Below are 24,032 nucleotides of genomic sequence, written 5' to 3' on the forward strand. Positions count from 1 at the left end.
CGCAGGCGAATATGCGCTGCGCGCGCGTCCACCGCTCAGCCCTTCTTCTTTTTCTTCTCGACCTGCACGCAGTCGCCCAGCAGCGGCGGCGACTGCGGGTCGGCGATCTCGTCGCGCAGCGTCGCTTCCTTGCCCTTCGTCCACCAGGTATAGCGGCCGGCCTGGTAGCGTGCGCCCGACGCCGACACCGTATCGACGAACAGCATCTGCTTGCCGTCCACCGGCACGAGCGCGAAGCTCTGGCCATTGCCCGCGAGCCAATACGACACGCGCACCGGCTGCTTGTGGTTCGCGCACTGATAGATGGTTTGCTGGCGCGCGTCGGCGTCGATCTCCTCGACGGTCAGTTGCGCGGCATGCGCGACCGAAACGGCGGTGCCGGCGAGCGCAAGCGCGGCGAGGGTTGGGCGAATCATGCAGGTCCTCTCACGAGACGATGGAAACGCGCCCGTGCGGGACGCGCGGTTATTGTTTGCAGGATCGGCGGGAAATTGCGCCGATCGCCAGAATCAGGGATCGATCACGTCCGCGCACGCATCGGTCGGCGCCGCGGCGAGATGGCCGACGAGCGGCACGATCTTGAGTCCTGCCGACGCCACCCGGCACGGCGCGGCCGCGACGCCGCAGCCGGCGAGACTCGCGACGAGCGCCAGCGCGGCGCCCAGCTTTCCGATACGCAACCATCGCGACGCCATCGTCCTCTCCTCGTTCCGTCAGCGCGCCGACACGGGCCGGACGGCCGCGGCAGCGCGCTTCGCGCGTTCGCGGGCTTCGTCGACGGTCGCGCCGGTCGCCAGCGCGACGCCCATGCGCCGCTTCGCGAAACTTTCCGGCTTGCCGAACAGGCGCAGGTCCGCGCCCGGCACTGCGAGCGCGTCGCGCACGCCTTCGAACGCGATCCCGCGCTCGTCGAGCCCGCCGTAGATCACCGCCGACGCGGCCGGCGTGCCGAGCGCCGGATCGACCGGCAGGCCGAGAATCGCCCGCGCGTGCAGCTCGAATTCCGACTGGCGCTGCGAGGCGAGCGTGACGAGGCCCGTATCGTGCGGCCGCGGGCTCACCTCGGAGAACCATACGTCGTCGCCGCGCACGAACAGCTCGACGCCGAACAGCCCGCGCCCGCCGAGCGCCTCGGTCACCTTGTGCGCGATCTCGCGCGACTTCTCGAGCGCCGCCGCGCTCATCGGCTGCGGCTGCCACGATTCGACATAGTCGCCCGCAACCTGCACATGGCCGACCGGTTCGCAGAAATAGGTGCGCGTGTCGAGCGTCGCCGGGTCGATCGCGCGCACGGTCAGCTGCGTGATCTCGTAGTCGAAATCGACGAAGCCCTCGACGATCACGCGGCCGTGGTTCACGCGCCCGCCCGCCATCGCGTAGTCCCACGCGGGCTTCACGTCGGCATCGGTCTTCACGACCGACTGCCCCTTGCCCGACGACGACATCACGGGCTTCACGACGCACGGCATGCCGATCTTCGCGACGGCCGCGCTGAAGGCCTCGAACGAATCCGCGAACGCGTACGGGGAAGTCGGCAGGCCGAGCGCCTCGGCCGCGAGCCGGCGGATCCCTTCGCGATTCATCGTGAGCTGCGTCGCGCGCGCGGTCGGGATCACCTCGGCGAGGCCGGCCGCCTCGATCGCCGCGAGCGCGTCGGTGGCGATCGCCTCGATCTCGGGGACGATCAGGTGCGGCCGTTCGGCTTCGACGATGGCCCGCAGCGCGGCCGGGTCCGTCATGTCGATCACGTGCGCGCGATGCGCGACCTGGTGGCCCGGCGCGTCCCGATAGCGGTCGACCGCGACGACTTCGACGCCGAGACGCTGCAACGCGATGATGACTTCCTTGCCGAGTTCGCCGGCGCCGAGCAGCATGACGCGCGTGGCCGAGGGTGAAAGCGGCGTACCGAGCCGCTGACCGATCTGCATGTGATTTCCCGCTGGTTCTGTTGGAGGACGAAAACGGCTTCGATGTTAACACGGGCATCCGGGCCGGTTCGGGCGGGTTGGCCGCGCCGGCGCCCGGTCGCGCGAGGCCCGCGGGCGGGCCGCGAACGTTTTCGCGCGCGAAGTGTCGGCTCGCCTGCCGCGGGGCGGGTGCGTTACTCTTACGCCTTGATCAGAATCCGAAGAGGAACGAGGCTCATGTCCCACCTGTCCGCGGCCGCACGCGCACGCACCGGCCTGCTTCGCCCGTTGCGCGCGCCGCTCTGCGCGCTGACGCTTGCCACGCTTCTCGCCGCCTGTGCGATGCCGACCCATCCCGATTCCGCCGCCCCCGCGCCCGATCCGTACAATCCGGCCGCCGTCCAGCTGCTCGACGACACGAGCTGGGAGCTCACCAGTTGGGTGAACGCCGACGGCACGCCACGCGCGATCCCGCACGGCGACAACGGCGAGCCGATCAAGCTCGCGCTGTCGACCGACTCGGGCATCCGCCGCGCGAGCGGGTTCTCGGGCTGCAACCGCTACATGGGCACCTACGCGATCAAGAACGGCCTGCTGAGCTTCGGCCCGCTCGCCGGCACGCGAATGGCCTGCCCGAACACGCTCGGCGGCCAGCTCGAATCCGCGTACCTCGACGCGCTCGCCCACATCGAGAAAACCGGCGTGCAGATGCGCGCGCCACAGCAATTGCAGATCGTGACCCAAGCCGGCGCAACGCTGACGTTCACGCAGCGGAGCCCCTGATGTCCGGCGCGCGCGAAGGCCGACCGACCGCCTTCGTGTGGCGCGCCACGCGCACGTGCCATCCACGTGCGTCGCGCGGCGTGAACCGGAATCACGCCGCGTTAGAGTCTTGTTCGCCGGCCGGTTAAACTCGGCGGGTCGCGCCCCGCGCGCCCCTCCCCACTCCTGTTTCAAAGCATGCACACGGTTGTCTTCGGCTGGTTCGGCATCTCCGCCGTCTGGTTTCTCCTTCTCTTCTGGCGTCTCGTGCAGGCGATGCTGCCCGGCGGCGGCGGGCTCGCCGGCCGCGGCTCGATCCGCCTGTGGCTCGGCTTCGCGGCGGTGTTCGTCGCAAGCTGCACGTTGACGAGCCCGCTATCGGGCCCCGACACGAACGCGCTCGGCCATGCGTGCTCGGCAGGCTTCGCCCACGTGCTCGGCCCGATCGGCACGCCGATCGCGATGGTCGTGCTGTTCTTCGCCGGCTTGCCGTGGCTGACCGGCATCGGCTGGCGGCAGTTCGCCGCGTGGGTCGACACGTCGTTCGGCGTCAAGCTGTCGCGCGACGGCGGCGACGACGACGCGCGCGGGATCGCCGACCTGCCGCGCAGCGCGCTGCATCGCGACGACGACGTCGTGCAGCCGACCACCGCGCACACCGTCAACTCGATGGCGCCGCGCCAGAACGGCCGGTATTCGCGCCCGACGGTGTGGAAACCCGATCCGCAGGCGCGCCCGAAGCCGCGCAGCAAGACGCCGCCCCTCCCGCTCGCGGAGCCCGTCGCGCCGTCGGGCTGGCTGAAGCCGACCGCCCCGCCGCGCACGCCGGTGCCGCCCGCGCCGATCCCGGCCAGTGCGATGCCGCCGCCGACTACCGGCAGCACCGCCAGCCTCGCGCGCGCCGCGGCGAACGCGCAAGTGCCGCGCCCCGCGCCCGCCCCGCTTCCGGTCGGATTCGAACCCGTCCGGCCGCGTCCGACCGCCGCGCGACCGGCCACAGCCGCGCTGACGCAGACGGCGCCGCGCGCGACGGTCACGCCGCGCCCGGCCGGTACGCCGCCGCAGCGTCCGCCGGTGCGGCCGGGCGCGGGCACGGCGGCAGCCGGCCCGTCGGACGCGGCACGACGCCGCCCAGCACCGCCCGCGCCGGCGCGCGCACCGCTCTATGCATGGAACGAGAAGCCGGCCGCGCCGATCACGCCGGCGCCGAGCGTTCACGACACGCTGCGCTCGATCGAGGCCAGCACCGCGCAATGGGCATCGCTGGGCGGCGCGCAATCGGCCGATGCAACGCGCGCGGCGACCGCTGCCGCCGCCGTAGCCGGCGTCGCCGCGACGGCAGGCAGCGTGGCCGCGCCGGCATCCGCGGCCGCGTCGAACGCGTTCGTCCCCGCGGCGCAGGACATCGCAGCCCAGGACGCCGATGTCCCGGCCGCACGCGATGCCGCGCCTGCTCGCGACGACGGCGCGCCGATCGTGCTCGACGCCTTCATGCCTGCGCAATCCGGTATCGCGCAGGCCCCGCGTGTCGATTCGCCCACCCGGGCGCTCGACGACGCCGCACCGTCCACGCGGCCGGATACCGGCATCGACGATCGCGCGTTCGCGCATCGCGCCGACGACGAAATCCGTCGCGTGGACGATGCGGCCGCTGCGCCGTCGTCCGACGTCGCACCTTGGGACGACGTCGTCAGCCCGCCGATTTCCGCGCTCGACGTGTCGGCCGAAAACCCGATGGCCGATGCGCCCGTGCACGCCACGGGATCGGAGTCCGCTCATTCGGCGTTCGCGCAAGCAGGCAATGCAGCGGTTCGCGACCTCGGTGCCGGCAAGCCGACCGCGTCCGTCGATGTCGACGACGAGGACGACGCACGACCGGCGCCTGCAATCGATCGCGCGGCACCGGTCCACTTGCATCGAGGGGCTACCGATGCGCACGCCGACGTGAAGCCGCCGGCCGACAGCATCGTTTCGTTCGCTGCCCTGCCCGCTTCGTCGATTGCGGCAACGTCCGCACCGGCCGTATCGCATCCCGCACCGGACGCTGCCAAGCCGGTCGAGGCGGAACCTGCCGCGTCGTTGCCGGCTGTCGCTCCACGCGCGACGCCCGCCGCCACGTATTGGACACCTTCGACGGTGCAGCCCGCCGCGGCCCCGTCGACCGTCTCCGCCCAATTGCCGAAATCACCGGCGGCTCAGCCGTTCGCCGCGACATCGACGGCTTCGACCGCCGCTGCGTCGCCGCTGACCGGCACGGCTGACGGTTTGACTGCACACGCGTCCGCACTCGCCTCCACGTCGAGCATCGCGCCCGTCGACGCCGCAGTTTCGTCGGTCGGCGTAACCGGTACGGCGTCCGCGTCGCCGTCGCAATCGGCCGCGTCGGCACCACCCGCTACTTCCGCCGCGTCGGCGTCGCCGGCCGGTGTGACGGACCTGCCCTACGGTTCGCTTTCCCGCGCTTCGACGCCCGCATCGACCGATGCGCCCGCCGTGACGCCATCGGCGACCGGCGCATCGGGTTCGCCGTTCGGTTCGACTGCGCAGGCGCCAACAACGCCGGCGCCCGTCACCGCGACACCCGCGACTTTCGCGTCCGCGCCCGTCGCCGCACCGTCTTCCGCGCCGGCATCGACGCTTCCGGTCGACACGGCAACCCCGTCGACCGGTACCACGACTTTCGCGACATCGGGCTCATCGAGCGCAGTCGCTCCGCAGCCGGCAAGCGGCCTGCCCGCGTCGCCCACCGCGTCCGCACCGGCGTCGCCGTCCTTCAGCACGATCGCGTCGACGACCACGGCCGCCGCCACGCCGATCCACTCGATCGCGGGCTCGCCTGCCGCGGCCGCCGGATCGCCGACGTCGATAGGTGCGACCGCTGCGACGCAGGCTCCGTCGATCGCGTTCGTCCCCGCCGCAGTCGCAGCCCAGACGTTGACGACACAGCCCGGCCCGGCCGCGTCGTCGGCGAGCTGGTCGATGTCGCATGACGCGGGCGCAACGCCGAGCGCGACACCGCAAGCGGCGCCCCTCCCCGCTGCGAACCTCTCGCCCACGCCGGCAGCCGCGGTTTGCGCGCCGACCTTGCCCGCTACCCCGTCGATCGGCGCACGGGCCACCGAAGCCGCCGAAGCCATCGACGCAGCCGAACCGGCCCCGGTCGCCCCCGCCCGCCCGCCGCACCCGAACGCGTTCGAATTCCACGCACCCGCGTCGTTCAGCGTCGAACTGCCGACGCTCGACCTGCTCGAGCCCGCATCCGACGACGTCGAAACGATCACCGAGGAACACCTCGCGCAAACCGCGCAGGTGATCGAACAGCGGCTGCAGGAATTCAAGGTGCCGGTGACGGTGGTCGGCGCATCGGCCGGCCCCGTGATCACGCGCTTCGAGATCGAACCCGCGCTCGGCGTGCGCGGCAGCCAGATCGTCGGCCTGATGAAGGACCTGTCGCGCGGCCTCGGCCTCACGTCGATCCGCGTCGTCGAGACGATCCCCGGCAAGACCTGCATGGGCCTCGAACTGCCGAACGCGAAGCGCCAGATGATCCGACTGTCGGAGATCCTCGAATCGCGCCCGTACCAGCATTCGCCGTCGCAACTGACGATCGCGATGGGCAAGGACATCACCGGCCACCCGGTCGTCACCGATCTCGCGAAGGCCCCGCACATGCTCGTGGCGGGCACGACGGGTTCGGGCAAGTCGGTCGCGATCAACGCGATGATCCTGTCGCTGCTGTACAAGGCGACGCCGGAAGACGTGCGGCTCATCATGATCGACCCGAAGATGCTGGAGCTGTCGGTCTACGAAGGCATCCCTCACCTGCTCGCGCCGGTCGTCACCGACATGAAGCTCGCGGCGAACGCGCTCAACTGGTGCGTCGGCGAAATGGAGAAGCGTTACCGGCTGATGTCGGCCGTCGGCGTGCGCAACCTCGCGGGCTTCAACCAGAAGATCCGCGACGCGGAAGCGAAGGAAAAGAAGATCGGCAACCCGTTCTCGCTGACGCCCGACGACCCGGAGCCGCTGTCGAAGCTGCCGCTGATCGTCGTCGTGATCGACGAGCTGGCCGACCTGATGATGGTCGCCGGCAAGAAGATCGAGGAGCTGATCGCCCGCCTCGCGCAGAAGGCGCGCGCAGCCGGCATCCACCTGATCCTCGCGACCCAGCGGCCGTCGGTCGACGTGATCACCGGCCTCATCAAGGCGAACATTCCGACGCGCGTCGCGTTCCAGGTGTCGTCGAAGATCGATTCGCGCACGATCCTCGACCAGATGGGCGCGGAGTCGCTGCTCGGGATGGGCGACATGCTGTTCCTGCCGCCGGGCACCGGTTATCCGCAGCGCGTGCACGGCGCGTTCGTCGCCGACGAGGAAGTGCACCGGATCGTCGAGTATCTGAAGCAGTTCGGCGAGCCGCAATACGAGGAAGGGATTCTCGACGGCCCGGCCACCGACGGCGCGACGCAGGACCTGTTCGGCGATGCGCCGGACGCGGAAGCCGATCCGCTGTACGACGAAGCCGTCGCGTTCGTCGTGCGCACGCGGCGCGCGTCGATCTCGTCGGTGCAGCGTCAGTTGCGCATCGGCTACAACCGTGCGGCGCGCCTCGTCGAGCAGATGGAAGCGGCCGGCCTCGTGTCGGCGATGGGCATCAACGGCAGCCGCGAGGTACTCGTGCCGGCCGCGGCCGACTGACGCCGGCGGCCCGCCGGCCGCGATTCATCGAGACGGGCGCGCCGCGCAACCGGCCGTCCGCAAAAAAAGGCGCTGCATCAGCAGCGCCTTTCTCGTTTACTGCACCGGCACCAGCTTGAAATCGACCGGCTTGCCGACCGCGACCTTCTGCGGATTCGCGCCGAGCTGCCCCGTTTCGACATCGCGACTGAACACGTAGAACGTGTCGCTGTCCTGGTTGCCAACGATCAGCCACTTGCCGGTCGGATCGATCAGGAACTCGCGCGGCGTCTTGCCGAGGCTCGACTGGCGGCCGACGTACTTCAGCCGGCCGTCCGCCTTGTTCACCGCGTAGATCACGAGGTCGTTCGCGTCGCCGCGGTTGCTCACGTACAGGAAGCGCCCGTCCGGGGACAGGTGGATCGCGCCGCCGCCGACCTTGCCCTTGAAGCCCGGCGCCGTCATCGGCACCGTCTCGACCGGCGTCAGCTTGCCGTCGTGATAGCCGAACACCTCGACCGACGCGTTGAGCTCGCTCGTCACGTACGCGAACCGGCCGTCGGCGCCGAACACCATGTGACGCGGGCCCGAGCCGGCCTTCACCGGCGTGTAGCGCGTGTCGGTCGGGCTGATCAGCCCGCGGCTGCCGTCCACCGTGTAGCGGTAGCCGTAGATCTTGTCCGCGCCGAGATCCTGCACGAACAGGTAGCGGCCGTCCGGCGAAAATACCGTCGAATGCACGTGCGCGCCGTCCTGGCGGCCCTTCACGGGCCCCGTGCCTTCGTGATGGACCGTCAGCACGGCCGGGCCGACGGCGGCGTTGTCGCGGATCGGGAACACCGCGAAGCTGCCGCCCGGATCGGCCGCAACCGAGTAGTTGGCGGTGACGAGGTACTTGCCGTCCGGCGACAGCGCGAGATAGCAAGGATCGTTCCCTTCCGACGATACGCGGTCGATGAACGTGAGCGCGCCCGTCTTCGCGTCGAAGCCGAACGCGCTGATGCCGCCGCGCTGCGTCGCCGGTCCATTGTCGCCGGGCAGTTCGTTGACCGCGTATACGGTGCGACCGTCGCGGCTCGGCAACAGATACGACGGATTCTCGGTCTTCGCCGACGACACCGGCGCGACGCTGCCCGTTTTCGTATCGAAGCGGTAAACGTAGATCCCGTCGCTGCCGCCGCTCGTATAGGTGCCGACGAGCAGGTTGTAGACGCCGTCGGCCGGGGCGGACGATTGCTGCGCGAATGCGTGGGTCGCGGACAGGGAAAGCACGATCGCGAAACCTTTCATCCAGTGAGCGAACCTAAGCGGGAACCCTCGTGTCGAAGCGCGTGCGTCACGCTCGCGTAAACGGTTGGGCATTGAATCCTCCTTGCATCGAGTCGCTTCAAGTGTTGAGATAGGACGAAACGCCGGCCGTTCATGCGCTCCGCCGCCCGGCCGAGTATACGGGGCGCGGCGCCCGGGCGTGAAGTCCGGGCCGCCGGCGTCCGCATTGTGAACTCGAATACCCAAGGATCGCCTGCCCATGCCCGCCCTGATCGAAGACTACGCCCTCGTCGGCGACGGCCACACGGCCGCGCTGATCGCAAAAGACGGCTCCGTCGACTGGCTGTGCTGGCCCCGCTTCGATTCGGGCGCCTGCTTCGCGGCGCTGCTCGGCACGCCCGAGCACGGCCGCTGGCTGCTTGCTCCGGCCGCCGACGCCGCGATCACGCACACGACCCGCCGCTATCGCGGCGACACGCTGATTCTCGAAACCGATTACGAAAGCGCCGACGGCGCCGTCACCGTGATCGACTTCATGCCGCCCGGCAACGGCTGGTCCGAACTGGTGCGGATCGTCGTCGGCCGCCACGGCACGATGAAGATGCGCATGGAGCTCGTGTTGCGCTTCGACTACGGTTTCTCGATTCCGTGGGTCACGCAACTGACCCGCGAGGACGGCATGAAGGCCATCGCCGGCCCCGATACCGTCGTGCTGCGCACGCCGGTATCGCTCACCGGCAAGAACCTCCATACGCTCGCGGAATTCACGGTGAGCGCCGACGAGCGCGTGCCGTTCTCGCTCGGCTACGCGGCGTCGCACATGCGGCTGCCGCCGGCGCGCGACCCGCTGTCGATGCTCGCGCGCACCGAGAACTACTGGCTCGAATGGTCGGGCCGCTGCCAGGTGCAGGGCCGCTACGCGGCCGCCGTGCGCCGCTCGCTGATCACGCTGAAGGCGCTCGCGTACGAACCGACCGGCGGCATCGTCGCCGCGCCGACCACGTCGCTGCCCGAAAAGATCGGCGGCAACCGCAACTGGGACTACCGCTACTGCTGGCTGCGCGACGCGACGATCACGCTGCTCGCGCTGATGCGCGGCGGCTACTACGACGAGGCGCGCGCATGGCGCACGTGGCTCGGCCGCGTGATGGCCGGCTCGCCCGAGCAGATCCAGATCATGTACGGGATCGCCGGCGAGCGCCGGCTGCCGGAAATGGAGCTCGACTGGCTGCCCGGCTACCAGGATTCGAAGCCGGTGCGCGTCGGCAACGGCGCCGCGAACCAGCTCCAGCTCGACGTGTTCGGCGAGGTGATGGCCGCGCTGCACCTCGCGCGCGTGGGCGGCCTGCAGGCCGACGACACGGTCTGGTCCGTGCAGTGCGCGCTGCTCGACCACCTCGAGAAGATCTGGCAGGAGCCCGACGAAGGGATCTGGGAAACGCGCGGCGGCCGCCGCCATTTCACGTTCTCGAAGGTGATGGCGTGGGTCGCGTTCGACCGCGCGATCAAGTCGGCGGAAATGTTCCGGCTGCCCGGCTCGCTCGACCGCTGGCGCGCGCTGCGCGAGCGGATCCATGCGGACGTCTGCGCCAACGCGTGGCACGAAGGCAAGCAGGCGTTCGCGCAGAGCTACGGCAGCGACGAGCTCGACGCGAGCGTGCTGCTGCTGCCGCAGCTCGGCTTCCTGCCGCCGGAAGATCCGCGCATCGTCGGCACGGTCGACGCGATCGAGCGGGAATTGCTGCACGACGGGCTCGTGATGCGCTACCGCACGACCGAATACGACGACGGCCTGCCGCCGGGCGAAGGCACGTTTCTCGCGTGCAGCTTCTGGCTGGTCGACAGCTATGCGCTGCTCGGCCGGATCGACGACGCGCATCGGCTCTTCAGCCGCCTGCTCGCGCTGTCGAACGACCTGGGGCTGCTCGCGGAGGAGTACGACCCGGTGGCCGGGCGGCTCGTCGGCAACTTCCCGCAGGCGTTCTCGCACGTGGCGCTCGTGCATACCGCGATGAACCTGATGCACCATGAAGACGCGATGGCGCGCGCGGCCGGCCAGCCCGCGCCGGCCGTCGCGACCGGCCGCTGAGCGGCGCGGCGCGCGCCCTTGTTCATGGATCGTCAAATCGCAAAAATTTGATGAAAAAACCGGGAAATGTTGCATTGCACAACCGATCGTTGTCCGATATGATCGACGAGATTGTCCGGCTGCAATGCAACATGGCCGGCCGCTGACCCACACGGCACGCCGCGACGCCCCACGCCGCCCTTGCGCACCGTCCCCCCACGCGGGAGTAGCCTGCATGCTTTACCAACTGCACGAATTCCAGCGGGCAATGCTGAGCCCGCTCACGGCCTGGGCCCAGGCCGCCTCGAAGTCGTTCGCGAATCCGTCCAGCCCGTTCTCGCTGATCCCCGGCGCGCCGCGGATGGCGGCCGCCTATGAGTTGATGTATCGGCTCGGCAAGGATTACGAAAAGCCGGAATTCAACATCCATCAGATCGTCAAGGACGGCCACAACATTCCGATCGTCGAGCAGACGATCATCGAGAAGCCGTTCTGCCGGCTGCTGCGCTTCAAGCGCTATTCGGACGACGCCGACGCCGTCACGCAACTGAAGGACGAGCCGGTCGTGCTCGTCTGCGCGCCGCTGTCGGGCCACCACTCGACGCTGCTGCGCGACACGGTGCGCACGCTGCTGCAGGATCACAAGGTCTACATCACCGACTGGATCGACGCGCGGATGGTGCCGGTCGAGACCGGGCCGTTCCACCTGCACGACTACATCGCGTACATCCAGGAATTCATCCGTCACATCGGCGCGCGCAACCTGCACGTGATCTCGGTATGCCAGCCGACGGTGCCGGTGCTCGCGGCGATTTCGCTGATGGCGAGCCGCGGCGAGGACACGCCGCTCACGATGACGATGATGGGCGGCCCGATCGACGCGCGCCGCAGCCCGACTTCCGTGAATTCGCTCGCGACGCAGCACTCGACCGCGTGGTTCGAGAACAACGTGATCCACACGGTGCCGGCGAACTATCCGGGCGAAGGCCGCCAAGTGTATCCGGGCTTCCTGCAGCATACGGGCTTCGTCGCGATGAACCCGGAGCGGCACGCGCAATCGCACTGGGATTTCTACCAGAGCCTGCTGCGCGGCGACGAGGACGACGCCGAAGCGCACCGCCGCTTCTACGACGAGTACAACGCGGTGCTCGACATGGCCGCCGAGTATTACCTCGAGACGATCCGCGTCGTGTTCCAGGAATTCCGGCTCGCGGAAGGCACGTGGGACGTCGAAGGCGAGCGCGTGCGGCCGCAGGACATCAAGCACACCGCGCTGATGACGATCGAGGGCGAACTCGACGACATCTCGGGCAGCGGCCAGACGCACGTCGCGCACGAGCTGTGCACCGGCATCCCGCAAGACGATCGCCGCAGCCTGACCGCCGAGAAGTGCGGCCACTACGGGATCTTCTCGGGCCGCCGCTGGCGCACGATCATCTACCCGCAACTGCGCGACTTCATCCGCGAGCATGCGCCGGAACCGAAGCACGGCGCGACGAAGCTGCCCGCCGATGCGCAGGACGCGACCGCGATCGGCGTCGTGCCGGCCGCCAAGCCGCAGCCGGAAACGACCGCGCGCGTCACCGCCGCGAAACGCTCGCGCGCGAAGACGCCGGCCGTGACGGTCGCGCCCGCCAAGACGCCCGCCGCGAAGGCCGCGCCCGCCGCCAAACGCGCGGCGAGCAGCCCGCGCGCAAAAACCGTGCGTGCCCGCAAGGCGGCCTGACGCGCCGCGCTCCGATGCAAAAACGCCGCCGTTGCAACACGGCGGCGTTTTTTATGCGGCGGCCGCGAGCGGGCGGCTCATCGGCTCGTCCGTTCGTCGCGTCAGCGCCGCAGCAGATACGCGAGCAGCACCTCGGTGCTCATCCGGACCATCTCCGCGCGCTCGTCGGTGTCGGTGAAGTCGCGGCCGAGCGTCGCCGCGAGCGTGAAGCGGTTCGAGACGATGTAATAGCCGAGCCCCGACAGCGTCACGTAGAAGCGCAGCGGATCGACGTCGCCGCGGAACAGCCCGGCCTTCTGGCCGCGCATCAGCACGTTGCCGAGCTTCGCGACGATCGGCGACATCATCTCGCGGATCCGCGTCGACTTGTGCAGATAGCGCGCTTCGTGCAGGTTCTCGTTGTTGATGAGCCTGAGCAGTTCCGGATGGTCGCGGTAGTAGTCCCAAACGAAATGCGCGAGCCGCGTGACGGCCTCGACCGGCGCGACGCCGTCGAGATCCAGCACGCGCTCGGCTTCGGTCAGCGCGGAGAACGCGTGTTCGAGCACCGCCGTGAAGAGCTGTTCCTTGCTGCCGAAGTAGTAATAGAGCATGCGCTCGTTCGTTTCGGCCCGGCGCGCGATCTGATCGACGCGCGCGCCGAACAGCCCTCCATTCGCGAACTCTTCGGCTGCCGCCATCAGGATGCGGCGGCGCGTACCTTCAGGATCTCTTTTGATTTTTGGCTGATTCATGGTGGCGTTTTGCTACGTGAGCCGCTTGATCCGGACCGGCACCCCCACCGCCTCGGCGCCGGCCGCCCTGGAACGGGCGCCCCGCGGGCGGCCGCCCTCCTGCTGAGCCCCTGCAAAAAAGCGGTTCGATTATGCGCATAGACGGCGTCCAGCGCAATGCGGGAAATCGGCGATAATCGAGCTTTGGCAAACCTTTCCGGCCGCGCCCGACGCGGCCGAGAGCCATTCGGCGCCGTTGCGCCCGTTGTCACCGTGACCGACTCCAAAACACTCGCGGATCGCATCGAAGATCTGCTTCCCCAGACGCAATGCACGAAGTGCGGCTATAACGGCTGCCGTCCGTACGCCGAGGCGATCGCCGCCGGCGACGCGAACTACAACCAGTGCCCACCCGGCGGCGCCGAAGGCATCGCGCGTCTCGCGAACCTGCTCGGCAAGCCGGTGATTCCGCTGAATCCCCTCAACGGCAGCGAACATCCTCGCGCGATCGCGTTCATCGACGAAAACCTGTGCATCGGCTGCACGCTGTGCATGCAGGCGTGTCCGGTCGATGCGATCGTCGGCGCACCGAAGCAGATGCACACGATCGTCGCGTCGCTGTGCACGGGCTGCGACCTGTGCGTGCCGCCGTGCCCGGTCGACTGCATCGCGATGCTGCCGGTGACCGGCGATCGCACGGGCTGGGATGCGTGGTCGCAGGAACAGGCCGACGCCGCACGCGAACGCCACGACCTGCGGCTCGCGCGTCAGCGCCGCGAGCGCGAGGCTGCCGAAGCGCGCGCCGCCGCCCGCCGCGCGGCCAGTGCGGCAAAGCCGGCCGCAGGCCCCGCCGCGGCGCAGCCGGATGCGCCGGCCGCCGACGACGCCGAAGCGAAGAAACGCGCGATCATCGCCGCCGCGCTCGAACGCGCACGCAAGAAGAAGGAAGAACTGTCCGGGCAAGGCGCCGGGCCGAAGAACACCGAAGGCGTGAGCGCGGCCGTCCAGGCGCAGATCGACGCGGCCGAGGCCCGCCGCAAGCGACTCGCCGAGCAGCAGGCGCAGCGCGACGCCGAAGCGGCATCGGGCGGCCACGACCACGACAACGACACAGATGGCGACGATCCGGACGGCCCGTCCGCGCCGCCCGACCAGAACGCTCCATGAACGCCAGCAAACGACGCGCGATCTACGAAACGCTGCAGAGCCTCAATCCGCATCCGACCACCGAACTCGAATACTCGACGCCGTTCGAACTGCTGATCGCCGTGATGCTGTCCGCGCAGGCGACCGACGTGTCGGTCAACAAGGCGATGCGGAAAATGTTTCCGGTCGCGAATACCCCGCGACAAATCGTCGCGCTTGGCGAGGAAGGCGTCACCGAGTACATCAAGACGATCGGCCTCTATCGCACCAAGGCGAAGAACGTGGTCGCGACGTGCCGGATCCTGCTCGAGCGCTACGGCGGCGAAGTGCCGGCCGATCGCGAAGCGCTCGAAGGCCTGCCGGGCGTCGGCCGCAAGACCGCGAACGTCGTGCTGAACACCGCGTTCGGCCAGCCGACGATCGCGGTCGACACGCATATCTTCCGCGTCGCGAATCGCACCGGGCTCGCGCCGGGCAAGGACGTGCGGGCCGTCGAGGCCGCGCTCGAAAAGTTCACGCCGAAGGAATTCCTGCAGGACGCGCATCACTGGCTGATCCTGCACGGGCGCTACGTGTGCAAGGCGCGGCGGCCCGAATGCTGGCACTGCGCGATCGAACCGCTGTGCGAGTTCCGGCCGAAGACGCCGCCGCCCGACGAATAAGCGCCGCGCCGCATGGGCGAGCGCCGCACGCGCCGTCGCGACGCCCGCTCCTCCCCTTCCCGGTCACGCGGTGGAGGTCGCCGTCGCGTCGACGCCGGCCGCATACGCGTAACGGCCGACGATCGCCATCGCACCGAACGCGGCGGCGGACAATGCGACGTTGAGCGCGCCCTGCAGGGCGGCGAACGGAGGACGGAGGGCGAAAGGCGAACGACGTCGGTCATGATGAAACGGGCAAACCAGGCGCCGTGGCGGAACCATCGGCGTGTAGCGGCGCAACGACGAGCCTGGCCCGCGCTTGCCCGTTGCGCAGCGGGCGGCCGCAACGCCCCGCGTCGCCTGCGTCCAGCCGCCCCGCGGCCGCCAGCGCCGTCCGCCGCTCCGGCGTACAATGCGCGACGCGGCATGACGCCGCCCGAATCACGACGTTTCCCCACCATGTTCAATCCAAGCCGCGACGACGTGCGTCGCTTTTTCACCGAGACCTGGCGCAAGCAGCGCGCGGGCGAAATCCTGACGCCGCTGGAAGCGATCGCAGCCGACTGGATCGTCGAGCATCCCGAATACCACGACGAGCTGGCCGACGCCGACGGCGCGACCGCGCGCGACTACACGCCCGAGGAAGGCCGCACGAACCCGTTCCTGCACCTGTCGATGCACCTCGCGATCAGCGAGCAGTTGTCGATCGACCAGCCGCCCGGCATCCGCGCCGCGCACGACAAGCTGGCCGCGAAGCTCGACTCGACCCACGACGCGCAGCACGCGATCATGGAATGCCTCGGCGAGACGATCTGGGAAGCGCAGCGCACGAACACGCCGCCCGATACCGACGCGTACCTGCAGCGCATCCTGCGCCGCGCGTCGCGCGACTGAGCGCGCGGCCCGGCACGTCGACCTGCGCCGGGCCGCGGACAAAAAAATACCCCGCCGAGGCGGGGCATTCTTGCTGCACGAGCCCGTGAGGCCCGTCGCGCTTACTTCTTGAACACGAGGTCGGTTTCCTTCAGCGACTCGATGTAGGACGCGATGTCCTTCATGTCGCTGACCGACAGGTTCTGCACCTGCGCCTGCATGATCGCGTTGTTGCGGCCGAGCAGCGGGTTCGTCAGCCCCATCTGGTACTGGCGCATCGCCCACACGAGGTAGTCGGCGTGCTGGCCGGCGAGGCGCGGGTACTCCGCGTTGATCGGCTTGTTCAGTTGCGCGCCGTGGCAGGCCGCGCAGTTGTGCGATTCGACCAGTTCCTTGCCCTTCGAGATGTCCGCGGCGTGCGCGGTACCGATCGCGAGGCCGGCCGCCAGTGCCACCGCCGCCGTCTTGAATGCGTTGTTCATGAATGCTCCTGTCCCGCCGGGGAGATCGGCGGCGCGCGCTTTACTTGTAGGGGTTGTCCTTCGTGTCGGCCTTCTGGGCGGCGTAGTACGCCGACAGATCCGCGATGTCCTGGTCGGTCAGCGAACCGGCGATCGCATTCATCGACGGGAAGTGACGATCCTTCTTGCGGTAGGCCTTCAGCGCGTTCTCGAGGTATTGCTGGTTCTGGCCGCCGAGGACAGGCACCCGGTAGACCTCCGGATACGCCGCGCGGTAGTCCTGGATGCCGTGGCAACCGATGCACATGGCGGCCTTGCTCGCCCCGTCCTTCGGGTTGCCGACCACACCGGCCGCCTGCGCGCTGCCCGCGAGCGCCACGAGCGCTGCGACAACGACGTGTTTGCCGACGAATTTGTTCATAGCTCTTGTAACCTAGCTTGAGGGGAAACTGGCGCCTAAGCGGCAACGGCCCGCGCCGTTTTGCTTATCGGATCGCCACGCAGGCCAAAAAAAACGGCCAGATTGTACCGCGTCGGCGGGGAACGCGTCCATAAGGCGCCCCGGTCCGCCCCGCCACAGCCCCGCTACGATACGCGGGCGCGGCTCAACCGCACAGCCCTTCTGACTTATACTGGGTTTTTTTCCCGAGAAAGAAGAGCGCCGCCATGCGTTTCGAAGGGTCCTCGCACTACGTCGCCACCGACGATCTGAAGCTCGCGGTCAATGCCGCGCTGACGCTGCAACGCCCGCTGCTGATCAAGGGCGAGCCCGGCACCGGCAAGACCATGCTCGCCGAGGAAGTGGCCGCCGCGCTCGACATGCCGCTGCTGCAGTGGCACATCAAGTCGACCACCAAGGCGCAGCAGGGCCTGTACGAATACGACGCGGTGTCGCGGCTGCGCGACTCGCAGCTCGGCGACGAGCGCGTGAAGGACATCGCGAACTACATCGTCAAGGGCGTGCTGTGGCAGGCGTTCGACGCCGAGCGCCCGAGCGTGCTGCTGATCGACGAGATCGACAAGGCCGACATCGAATTCCCGAACGACCTGCTGCGCGAGCTCGACCGGATGGAGTTCCACGTGTACGAGACGCGCGAGACGGTCCGCGCGAAGCACCGCCCGCTCGTCATCATCACGTCGAACAACGAGAAGGAGCTGCCCGACGCGTTCCTGCGCCGCTGCTTCTTCCACTACATCCAGTTTCCGGACCCGTCGACGATGCAGAAGATCGTCGCGGTGCACTTCCCCGACATCCGCGAGGAGCTGCTGCGCGCGGCGCTCGAGAGTTTCTTCGAATTGCGCGGCGTGTCGGGCCTGAAGAAGAAGCCGTCGACGTCCGAACTGCTCGACTGGCTGAAGCTGCTGCTCGCCGAGAACATCCCGGCCGACGCGCTGCGCGGCGCGGACGCGAAACAGATCGTGCCGCCGCTCGCGGGTGCGCTGCTGAAGAACGAGCAGGATTTGAGCCTGCTCGAACGGCTCGTCTACATGAACCGGCACAACCGGTAATCCTCCCTCACCCGCGAAGGCCCGGCCATGCTGCTCAATTTCTTCTACGCGCTGCGCGCAGCCAAGCTGCCCGTCTCGGTGAAGGAATACCTGACGCTGCTCGAATCGCTGAAGGCCGGGCTGATCTCACCGTCGATCGACGCGTTCTACTTCCTCGCGCGGATGACGCTCGTCAAGGACGAGCAGTACTTCGACAAGTTCGACCAGGCGTTCGGCGCGTATTTCCACGGCGTGTCCGCGCTGCCGTCCGAGGCGTTCGACATCCCGCTCGACTGGCTCGAGAAGCGCCTCGAGCGCGAGCTGTCGCCGGAGGAAAAGGCCCAGATCGAAGCGATGGGCGGGCTCGACAAGCTGATGGAGCGCTTGAAGGCGCTGCTCGACGAGCAGAAGGAACGCCACGAAGGCGGCAACAAATGGATCGGCACCGGCGGCACGTCGCCGTTCGGGCACGGCGGCTACAACCCTGAAGGCGTGCGCATCGGCGGCCCGTCGAACGGCAACCGCACGGCGGTGAAGGTGTGGGAAGCGCGCGCCTATCGCGACTACGACGATTCGGTCGAGATTGGCACGCGCAACATCAAGGTCGCGCTGCGGCGGCTGCGCCGCTTTGCGCGCGAAGGCGCGGCCGAGGAACTCGACCTGCCCGGCACGATCCGCAGCACGGCCGCGAACGCGGGCTGGCTCGACCTGCGGATGGTGCCCGAGCGCCACAACAACGTGAAGGTGCTGATGCTGCTCGACGTCGGCGGCTCGATGGACGACCACATCAAGCGCACCGAAGAGCTGTTCTCGGCCGCGAAGGCCGAATTCAAGCACCTCGAATTCTTCTACTTCCACAACTGCGTGTACGACCACCTGTGGAAGAACAACCGCCGCCGCCACTCGGAACGCACCGCGACGTGGGACGTGCTGCACAAGTTCACGCCCGACTACAAGCTGATCTTCGTCGGCGACGCGACGATGAGCCCGTACGAAGTGCTGCAGCCCGGCGGCTCGGTCGAATACAACAACCCGGAAGCCGGCGCCGTGTGGCTGCGCCGCCTCGCCGACCAATTTCCGCATCACGCATGGCTGAACCCCGAGCCGGAGCGGCTATGGGAGTACCGGCAGTCGATCGCGATCATTCGCGACGTGCTCGGCCAGCGCATGTATCCGCTCACGCTCGCGGGCCTCGAAACCGCGATGCGCGCACTCAGCAAGTAACGACACCCACCCGCAGATACACAGGCCGCGTCCGAGCGGCCGCCCCGGAGAAAGCATGAACCCTTCGTCCACCGCGAGCGCCGGCCGCGCCGGCGGCCGCCGCTTTTTCGCCGATACGTCCGTATCCGCGCTCGTCGCCGGCTTCGTCGCGATGATGACCGGCTACACGAGCTCACTCGTACTGATGTTCCAGGCCGGCCGCGCCGCCCACCTCACCGATGCGCAGATCTCGTCGTGGATCTGGGCGCTGTCGATCGGCATGGCGGTGACGACGATCGGCCTGTCGCTGCGCTTTCGCGCGCCCGTCGTCGTCGCATGGTCGACGCCCGGCGCCGCACTGCTGATCGCGTCGCTGCCCGGCGTGCCGTACCCCGAGGCGATCGGCGCGTTCGTCGTATGCGCGCTGCTGCTGACGGCCGTCGGCGTGAGCGGGCTGTTCGACACGTTGATGAAGCGCATTCCGGCCGGCATCGCGGCCGCGCTGCTCGCGGGCATCCTGTTCGAGATCGGCATCGAGATCTTCCGCGCCGCGCAGTTCCAGACCGCGCTCGTGCTCGCGATGTTCTTCACCTACCTGATCGTCAAGCGGCTCGCGCCGCGCTATGCGATCGTCACGACGCTGCTCGTCGGCACCGCGGTGGCCGGCGGCCTCGGGCTGCTCGATTTCAGCCGCTTCCACATCGCGCTCGCGCAGCCCGTGTTCACGATGCCCGCGTTCTCGATCGCGTCGATCGTCAGCATCGGCATTCCGCTGTTCGTCGTCGCGATGGCGTCGCAGAACGTGCCGGGCATCGCGGTGTTGCGCGCGGACGGGTATCCGACGCCGTCGTCGCCGCTGATCGCGACGACCGGCCTCGCGTCGCTGCTGCTCGCGCCGTTCGGCTCGCACGGCGTGAATCTCGCGGCGATCACGGCCGCGATCTGTACCGGCCCCGAAGCGCACGAGGATCATGCGAAGCGCTACACGGCCGCCGTGTGGTGCGGCACGTTCTACCTGGTCGCCGGCATCTTCGGCGCGACGATCGCCGCGCTGTTCGCGGCGCTGCCGAAGGCGCTCGTCGTGTCGGTCGCGGCGCTCGCGCTGTTCGGCTCGATCATGAGCGGGCTCGCGAACGCGATGCAGGACGTGAAGCAGCGCGAAGCGGCGCTCGTCACGTTCATGGTGACCGCGTCGGGCCTCACGCTGCTGTCGATCGGCTCGGCGTTCTGGGGGCTCGTCGCGGGCGTCGTCACGCAGGTGATCCTGAACGCGCGGCGCCCCGCGTGACGCGGCTCGCCGCCCGCCGCGGCGCGCGCCCGGCACGCCAAAACGTGCCCGACACGAATCGGGCCTAAAATGATGGATCGGAAGCGGCGCCCGGCGCCGCTTCGCTTCGCCGCCGCGCTCGCGCGGCCCGTGAGAACCCGGCGCCCCGCGCTCTTCTTCCGAATCGCCATGACTACCGCACTCGACCAGCTGAAGCAGTACACGACCGTCGTCGCCGACACGGGCGACTTCCAGCAGCTTGCGCAATACAAGCCGCAGGACGCGACCACGAACCCGTCGCTGATCCTGAAGGCCGTCCAGAAGGACGCGTACAAGCCGATCCTCGAGAAAACCGTCCGCGATCATCGCAACGAAAGCACCGATTTCATCATCGACCGCCTGCTGATCGCATTCGGCACCGAAATCCTGAAACTGATCCCCGGCCGCGTGTCGACCGAGGTCGACGCGCGCCTGTCGTTCGACACGCAGCGCTCGATCGACAAGGGCCGCGAACTCGTCAAGCTGTACGAAGCCGCCGGCGTCGGCCGCGAGCGCATCCTGATCAAGCTCGCGTCGACGTGGGAAGGCATCCGCGCAGCCGAGGTGCTGCAGAAGGAAGGGATCAAGTGCAACATGACCCTGCTTTTCTCGCTCGTGCAGGCCGCCGCGTGCGCGGAAGCCGGCGCGCAACTGATCTCGCCGTTCGTCGGCCGCATCTACGACTGGTACAAGAAGCAGGCCGGCGCGGAATGGAACGAAGCGCGCGACGGCGGCGCGAACGATCCGGGCGTGCAATCGGTGCGCCGCATCTACACGTACTACAAGACGTTCGGCTACAAGACCGAAGTGATGGGCGCGAGCTTCCGCACGACGAGCCAGATCATCGAGCTCGCCGGCTGCGACCTGCTGACGATCAGTCCCGACTTGCTGCAGAAGCTGCACGAGAGCAACGAGACGGTCGCACGCAAGCTGTCCCCGGAAACGCTGCAGGACAAGCCGGCCGAGCGCGTCGCGATCGACGAGGCATCGTTCCGCTTCCAGCTGAACGACGAAGCGATGGCGACCGAAAAGCTCGCCGAAGGCATCCGCGTATTCGCCGCCGACGCGGTGAAGCTCGAGAAGCTGATCGACGCGCTGCGCTGAGCCGCGCCGCGCGTCAGCGGCTGTCAGCAAGACTGACAACAGCCGTCAGTACGTGCGCTGCAACGGCCGCGAACGCGATGTTCGCGGCCGTTTTTATTTTTCATTCCATCGTCAAGCGCGCGCACTACAATCCACGTCACGGGTGCGACGGCCGCCTCCCGATGCGCCCTTTCCCCAGTCAATCTTGCACGACGCCAAGCCAGCGCCGACGCGCCGGCACGGCTCATCCCAGGAGACAACGATGCAAGTTCAACCGTACCTGACGTTCTACGGCCGTGCCGACGAAGCCCTTCAGTTCTACGAAAAAGCACTCGGCGCAAAGACCGTGTTCAAGATGCACTTCAAGGACGCACCGCCGAATTCCGATTACCCGATGCCGCCGGAAATGAGCGACAAGGTGATGCATGCGAGCTTCACGATCGGCGACTCGATGATCATGTGCTCGGACGGCGATTGCAGCCAGCCGACCGGCGCCGCGCACGCCGGCTATTCGCTGTCGCTGAACCCGACGACGGTCGACGAAGGCCAGAAACTGTTCAATGCGCTCGCCGACGGCGGCGAAGTGACGATGCCGTTCGGCAAGACGTTCTGGGCGCTCGGCTTCGGGATGGCGAAGGATCGTTTCGGCGTGCACTGGATGGTCAACGTCGAGGATCCGTCGCAGCGCGAGGATCTCGCGAAACGCGCGCAGGGCTGACGCAAAGGAAACGCCCACCACCTCACGGTGGCGGGCGTTTTCGCTCCTGAGCAAAGCGTCGTGCGCGGCACACGGCCGCGCACGACGCCGTCTCAACCCTCGACGACGTCGAGATAATCCTCCGGCCGCGTGCGATCCTCCGCATGCGCCATGCCCATCGCGCGCACCAGCACGCTCACCGCCACCGACACCACCAGGTTCACGACCAGCGACCACACGGCCGCATAGCCGGGGATCGCGAGGCCGAACAGGTGGATCGTGAAGATCGAACTGGCCAGCTTCAGCGAGATCGCCATCCATGTGCCGCAGACGATGCCGGCCGCCCAGCCGGCCAGCAAGCCGCGATGGTCGAGCACGCGCGTGTACAGGCCGAGCACGATCGCCGGCTGCGTCTGGATGATCCAGATTCCGCCGAGCAGCTGCAACTGGATCGCGTAGGTCAGCGGCAACCCGAGGATGAACGCCACCGCGCCGACCTTCACGATCAGCGAGACGAGCTTCGCGACGTGCGTCTCCTGGTCATGCGACATGTTGCGGTTGACGAACTCGCGATGGATGTTGCGCGTGTACAGGTTCGCGGCCGCGATCGACATGATCGCCGCCGGCACCAGCGCGCCGATGCCGATCGCCGCGAACGCGACGCCGACGAACCACGACGGGAAATACTCGAGGAACAGCGCGGGCACCGCGAAGTTCGGGCCGAACGCCTTGAAGTACGGCGCGTACTGCGGCATGTCCTTCACGCCGGAGGCGAGCGCCATGTAGCCGAGCAGCGCCAGCAGACCGAGCACGAACGAGTACGCGGGCAGCATCGCCATGTTGCGGCGGATCGAATTGCCCGACGACGACGACAGGATCGCCGTGACCGAATGCGGATACAGGAACAGCGCGAGCGCCGAGCCGATCGCGAGCGTCGCATACGCGCTGTAGCCGTTCAGGCTCGTCGCGTCGGGTGCCTTCAGCAGCAGCTTCGCGGGCGGCACCGCGGAGAAGATGTGCCCGAAGCCGCCGAGCTTCGCGGGGATCACGATGATCGCGGCGGCGATCGTGACGTAGATCAGCACGTCCTTCACGATCGCGATCATCGCCGGCGCGCGCAGCCCCGACGTGTACGTGTACGCGGCCAGGATCGCGAACGCGATGATCAGCGGCAGATCGCCGACGAAGCCGGTCGTGTCGAAGCCGAGCGCGCCGATCACCACCTCGATGCCGACGAGTTGCAGCGCGATGTACGGCATCGTCGCGACGATGCCCGTCACCGCGATCGCCAGTGCGAGCATGCGGCTGCCGTAGCGTGCGTTGACGAAATCGGCGGCCGTCACGTAGCCGTGCCGCTTCGCGATGCTCCACAGCTTCGGGAACACGACGAACGCGAACGGATAGATCAGGATCGTGTACGGCAGCGCGAAGAAGCCCATCGCGCCGGCACCGAACACGAGCGCGGGCACCGCGACGAACGTGTAGGCCGTGTAGAGATCGCCGCCGAGCAGGAACCACGTGACGATCGTGCCGAAGCGGCGGCCGCCGAGGCCCCATTCGTCGAGATGGGCAAGATCGCCGCGCCGCCAGTTCGCGGCCAGGAAGCCGATGATCGTGACGCCGATGAACAGCAGGACGAAGACGAAGGTCGCGCCGAGATTCATTGCGCACCTCCTTGCGGGCCGCTCGCCTTCCATGCGTTCTTGGTCTTGAAATACACGAACGCGGTGATCACCGCGCTGATGAAGACCCACAGCAACTGGTACCAGTAGAAAAACGGAAAACCGAACCATTGCGGTTCGATCTTGCTGTACGACGGCACCCAGACCATCGCGATCAGCGGCAGTACCAGCAGCCAGAGCCAGCGCTTGGCGGCCCGGTTGGCGTCGGCATCGTGAGCCATGACGTCTCCTCTTCTATCCCGGTTATCGATCTTGTTGAGCGGGTACGGCACCGAGAGGAGCGGCAAAACGGGTAGGCTGCGGCTCCCCTAGCTTCGCGCCAGTATAGGA

At 68.2% G+C, this 24,032-nt stretch carries 22 protein-coding genes; 12 read left to right on the plus strand and 10 right to left on the minus strand.

The window, feature by feature from the left end:
• Positions 1 to 35 precede the first annotated feature (35 nt).
• The 3 genes from WT24_RS29725 to purT form a co-directional block, all read right to left on the minus strand.
• Positions 36 to 416, minus strand: a complete 381-nt coding sequence (locus tag WT24_RS29725; RefSeq protein WP_059499192.1) for an MliC family protein — start codon at positions 414 to 416, stop codon at positions 36 to 38.
• Positions 417 to 509: 93 nt separating this feature from the next.
• Positions 510 to 695: a DUF6726 family protein gene (locus WT24_RS29730; protein WP_034208025.1), complete on the minus strand. Its 186-nt coding sequence runs from the start codon at positions 693 to 695 to the stop codon at positions 510 to 512.
• Between the two features lie 18 nt (positions 696 to 713).
• Positions 714 to 1,928, minus strand: coding sequence for a formate-dependent phosphoribosylglycinamide formyltransferase (gene purT, locus WT24_RS29735; RefSeq protein ID WP_059791335.1), 1,215 nt, complete (start codon positions 1,926 to 1,928; stop codon positions 714 to 716).
• 216 nt (positions 1,929 to 2,144) lie between these two features.
• Between purT and WT24_RS29740 the strand changes: the two genes are divergently transcribed.
• Positions 2,145 to 2,690 carry an META domain-containing protein gene (locus tag WT24_RS29740; protein WP_059781278.1) on the plus strand — a complete coding sequence of 182 codons (546 nt, stop codon included), beginning with the start codon at positions 2,145 to 2,147 and terminating at the stop codon, positions 2,688 to 2,690.
• A 177-nt stretch (positions 2,691 to 2,867) separates the two neighbouring features.
• The gene (locus tag WT24_RS29745; RefSeq protein ID WP_060036793.1) at positions 2,868 to 7,367 is read left to right on the plus strand and encodes a DNA translocase FtsK; all 4,500 of its coding nucleotides are present in this window, start codon (positions 2,868 to 2,870) and stop codon (positions 7,365 to 7,367) included.
• A gap of 96 nt (positions 7,368 to 7,463) precedes the next feature.
• On the opposite strand, the gene WT24_RS29750 is transcribed toward WT24_RS29745, so the two are convergent.
• On the minus strand, positions 7,464 to 8,708 hold the full coding sequence (locus tag WT24_RS29750; RefSeq protein ID WP_156441883.1) for a lactonase family protein: 1,245 nt from the start codon (positions 8,706 to 8,708) through the stop codon (positions 7,464 to 7,466).
• A gap of 166 nt (positions 8,709 to 8,874) precedes the next feature.
• Here WT24_RS29750 and WT24_RS29755 point away from each other — a divergent pair, with 166 nt between their 5' ends.
• Positions 8,875 to 10,704: a glycoside hydrolase family 15 protein gene (locus WT24_RS29755; protein WP_060036798.1), complete on the plus strand. Its 1,830-nt coding sequence runs from the start codon at positions 8,875 to 8,877 to the stop codon at positions 10,702 to 10,704.
• Between the two features lie 214 nt (positions 10,705 to 10,918).
• Positions 10,919 to 12,409 (plus strand): polyhydroxyalkanoate depolymerase, encoded by a 1,491-nt coding sequence (locus WT24_RS29760; protein WP_060036800.1) that lies wholly within the window; start codon positions 10,919 to 10,921, stop codon positions 12,407 to 12,409.
• Positions 12,410 to 12,510: 101 nt separating this feature from the next.
• On the opposite strand, the gene WT24_RS29765 is transcribed toward WT24_RS29760, so the two are convergent.
• Complete coding sequence (locus tag WT24_RS29765) at positions 12,511 to 13,143, minus strand: TetR family transcriptional regulator (RefSeq protein ID WP_034208032.1); 633 nt, start codon at positions 13,141 to 13,143, stop codon at positions 12,511 to 12,513.
• Positions 13,144 to 13,395: 252 nt separating this feature from the next.
• On the opposite strand from WT24_RS29765, the gene rsxB reads away from it, so the two are divergent.
• The gene (gene rsxB / locus WT24_RS29770) at positions 13,396 to 14,289 is read left to right on the plus strand and encodes an electron transport complex subunit RsxB (RefSeq protein WP_373557251.1); all 894 of its coding nucleotides are present in this window, start codon (positions 13,396 to 13,398) and stop codon (positions 14,287 to 14,289) included.
• A complete protein-coding gene (gene nth, locus WT24_RS29775) occupies positions 14,286 to 14,930 on the plus strand; it encodes an endonuclease III (RefSeq protein ID WP_059795968.1) in 645 nt (214 codons plus the stop codon). Before rsxB ends, nth begins: the two co-directional genes overlap by 4 nt.
• A gap of 63 nt (positions 14,931 to 14,993) precedes the next feature.
• Here the strand turns inward: nth and WT24_RS33910 are convergent, their stop codons facing one another.
• Positions 14,994 to 15,209: a hypothetical protein gene (locus WT24_RS33910; RefSeq protein WP_082742321.1), complete on the minus strand. Its 216-nt coding sequence runs from the start codon at positions 15,207 to 15,209 to the stop codon at positions 14,994 to 14,996.
• 126 nt (positions 15,210 to 15,335) lie between these two features.
• Between WT24_RS33910 and WT24_RS29780 the strand changes: the two genes are divergently transcribed.
• Positions 15,336 to 15,803: a DUF1841 family protein gene (locus WT24_RS29780; RefSeq protein ID WP_373557106.1), complete on the plus strand. Its 468-nt coding sequence runs from the start codon at positions 15,336 to 15,338 to the stop codon at positions 15,801 to 15,803.
• Between the two features lie 101 nt (positions 15,804 to 15,904).
• Here the strand turns inward: WT24_RS29780 and WT24_RS29785 are convergent, their stop codons facing one another.
• Positions 15,905 to 16,264, minus strand: a complete 360-nt coding sequence (locus tag WT24_RS29785; RefSeq protein ID WP_006490657.1) for a cytochrome c — start codon at positions 16,262 to 16,264, stop codon at positions 15,905 to 15,907.
• A gap of 40 nt (positions 16,265 to 16,304) precedes the next feature.
• Positions 16,305 to 16,664, minus strand: a complete 360-nt coding sequence (locus tag WT24_RS29790; RefSeq protein ID WP_006478192.1) for a cytochrome c — start codon at positions 16,662 to 16,664, stop codon at positions 16,305 to 16,307.
• A gap of 245 nt (positions 16,665 to 16,909) precedes the next feature.
• Between WT24_RS29790 and WT24_RS29795 the strand changes: the two genes are divergently transcribed.
• The 5 genes from WT24_RS29795 (at position 16,910) to WT24_RS29815 (ending at position 22,041) form a co-directional block, all read left to right on the plus strand.
• The gene (locus WT24_RS29795; protein ID WP_059499181.1) at positions 16,910 to 17,752 is read left to right on the plus strand and encodes a MoxR family ATPase; all 843 of its coding nucleotides are present in this window, start codon (positions 16,910 to 16,912) and stop codon (positions 17,750 to 17,752) included.
• A gap of 27 nt (positions 17,753 to 17,779) precedes the next feature.
• Entirely contained in the window at positions 17,780 to 18,955 is a 1,176-nt protein-coding gene (locus tag WT24_RS29800) for a VWA domain-containing protein (protein WP_034208037.1), read from the plus strand.
• Between the two features lie 55 nt (positions 18,956 to 19,010).
• A complete protein-coding gene (locus WT24_RS29805) occupies positions 19,011 to 20,222 on the plus strand; it encodes a benzoate/H(+) symporter BenE family transporter (RefSeq protein WP_059499179.1) in 1,212 nt (403 codons plus the stop codon).
• Between the two features lie 168 nt (positions 20,223 to 20,390).
• Positions 20,391 to 21,344 carry a transaldolase gene (gene tal, locus WT24_RS29810; protein WP_059499273.1) on the plus strand — a complete coding sequence of 318 codons (954 nt, stop codon included), beginning with the start codon at positions 20,391 to 20,393 and terminating at the stop codon, positions 21,342 to 21,344.
• Between the two features lie 241 nt (positions 21,345 to 21,585).
• Positions 21,586 to 22,041 carry a VOC family protein gene (locus tag WT24_RS29815; protein WP_059499178.1) on the plus strand — a complete coding sequence of 152 codons (456 nt, stop codon included), beginning with the start codon at positions 21,586 to 21,588 and terminating at the stop codon, positions 22,039 to 22,041.
• 92 nt (positions 22,042 to 22,133) lie between these two features.
• On the opposite strand, the gene mctP is transcribed toward WT24_RS29815, so the two are convergent.
• Together mctP and WT24_RS29825 are read right to left on the minus strand one after the other, a co-directional pair.
• Entirely contained in the window at positions 22,134 to 23,684 is a 1,551-nt protein-coding gene (gene mctP / locus WT24_RS29820) for a monocarboxylate uptake permease MctP (protein WP_060036804.1), read from the minus strand.
• Positions 23,681 to 23,923 carry a DUF3311 domain-containing protein gene (locus tag WT24_RS29825; RefSeq protein ID WP_006754439.1) on the minus strand — a complete coding sequence of 81 codons (243 nt, stop codon included), beginning with the start codon at positions 23,921 to 23,923 and terminating at the stop codon, positions 23,681 to 23,683. The genes mctP and WT24_RS29825 overlap by 4 nt, the downstream gene beginning before the upstream one ends.
• Positions 23,924 to 24,032 lie beyond the last annotated feature (109 nt).

This window comes from Burkholderia sp. MSMB1078WGS, from assembly GCF_001528895.1.
GTDB lineage: Bacteria > Pseudomonadota > Gammaproteobacteria > Burkholderiales > Burkholderiaceae > Burkholderia.

Bases quoted from the DNA above. Each gene is read 5' to 3' on its own strand.
- WT24_RS29825 (WP_006754439.1), bottom strand. From the start codon at position 23,923: ATGGCTCACGATGCCGACGCCAACCGGGCCGCCAAGCGCTGGCTCTGG.
- tal (WP_059499273.1), top strand. From the start codon at position 20,391: ATGACTACCGCACTCGACCAGCTGAAGCAGTACACGACCGTCGTCGCC.
- WT24_RS29795 (WP_059499181.1), top strand. From the start codon at position 16,910: ATGCGTTTCGAAGGGTCCTCGCACTACGTCGCCACCGACGATCTGAAG.
- WT24_RS29725 (WP_059499192.1), bottom strand. From the start codon at position 416: ATGATTCGCCCAACCCTCGCCGCGCTTGCGCTCGCCGGCACCGCCGTT.
- WT24_RS29780 (WP_373557106.1), top strand. From the start codon at position 15,336: ATGACGCCGCCCGAATCACGACGTTTCCCCACCATGTTCAATCCAAGC.
- WT24_RS29790 (WP_006478192.1), bottom strand. From the start codon at position 16,664: ATGAACAAATTCGTCGGCAAACACGTCGTTGTCGCAGCGCTCGTGGCG.
- WT24_RS29750 (WP_156441883.1), bottom strand. From the start codon at position 8,708: ATGCCCAACCGTTTACGCGAGCGTGACGCACGCGCTTCGACACGAGGG.
- WT24_RS29760 (WP_060036800.1), top strand. From the start codon at position 10,919: ATGCTTTACCAACTGCACGAATTCCAGCGGGCAATGCTGAGCCCGCTC.
- WT24_RS29785 (WP_006490657.1), bottom strand. From the start codon at position 16,264: ATGAACAACGCATTCAAGACGGCGGCGGTGGCACTGGCGGCCGGCCTC.
- nth (WP_059795968.1), top strand. From the start codon at position 14,286: ATGAACGCCAGCAAACGACGCGCGATCTACGAAACGCTGCAGAGCCTC.
- WT24_RS29730 (WP_034208025.1), bottom strand. From the start codon at position 695: ATGGCGTCGCGATGGTTGCGTATCGGAAAGCTGGGCGCCGCGCTGGCG.
- mctP (WP_060036804.1), bottom strand. From the start codon at position 23,684: ATGAATCTCGGCGCGACCTTCGTCTTCGTCCTGCTGTTCATCGGCGTC.
- purT (WP_059791335.1), bottom strand. From the start codon at position 1,928: ATGCAGATCGGTCAGCGGCTCGGTACGCCGCTTTCACCCTCGGCCACG.
- WT24_RS29745 (WP_060036793.1), top strand. From the start codon at position 2,868: ATGCACACGGTTGTCTTCGGCTGGTTCGGCATCTCCGCCGTCTGGTTT.
- WT24_RS29800 (WP_034208037.1), top strand. From the start codon at position 17,780: ATGCTGCTCAATTTCTTCTACGCGCTGCGCGCAGCCAAGCTGCCCGTC.
- WT24_RS29740 (WP_059781278.1), top strand. From the start codon at position 2,145: ATGTCCCACCTGTCCGCGGCCGCACGCGCACGCACCGGCCTGCTTCGC.
- WT24_RS29805 (WP_059499179.1), top strand. From the start codon at position 19,011: ATGAACCCTTCGTCCACCGCGAGCGCCGGCCGCGCCGGCGGCCGCCGC.
- WT24_RS29765 (WP_034208032.1), bottom strand. From the start codon at position 13,143: ATGAATCAGCCAAAAATCAAAAGAGATCCTGAAGGTACGCGCCGCCGC.
- WT24_RS29755 (WP_060036798.1), top strand. From the start codon at position 8,875: ATGCCCGCCCTGATCGAAGACTACGCCCTCGTCGGCGACGGCCACACG.
- WT24_RS29815 (WP_059499178.1), top strand. From the start codon at position 21,586: ATGCAAGTTCAACCGTACCTGACGTTCTACGGCCGTGCCGACGAAGCC.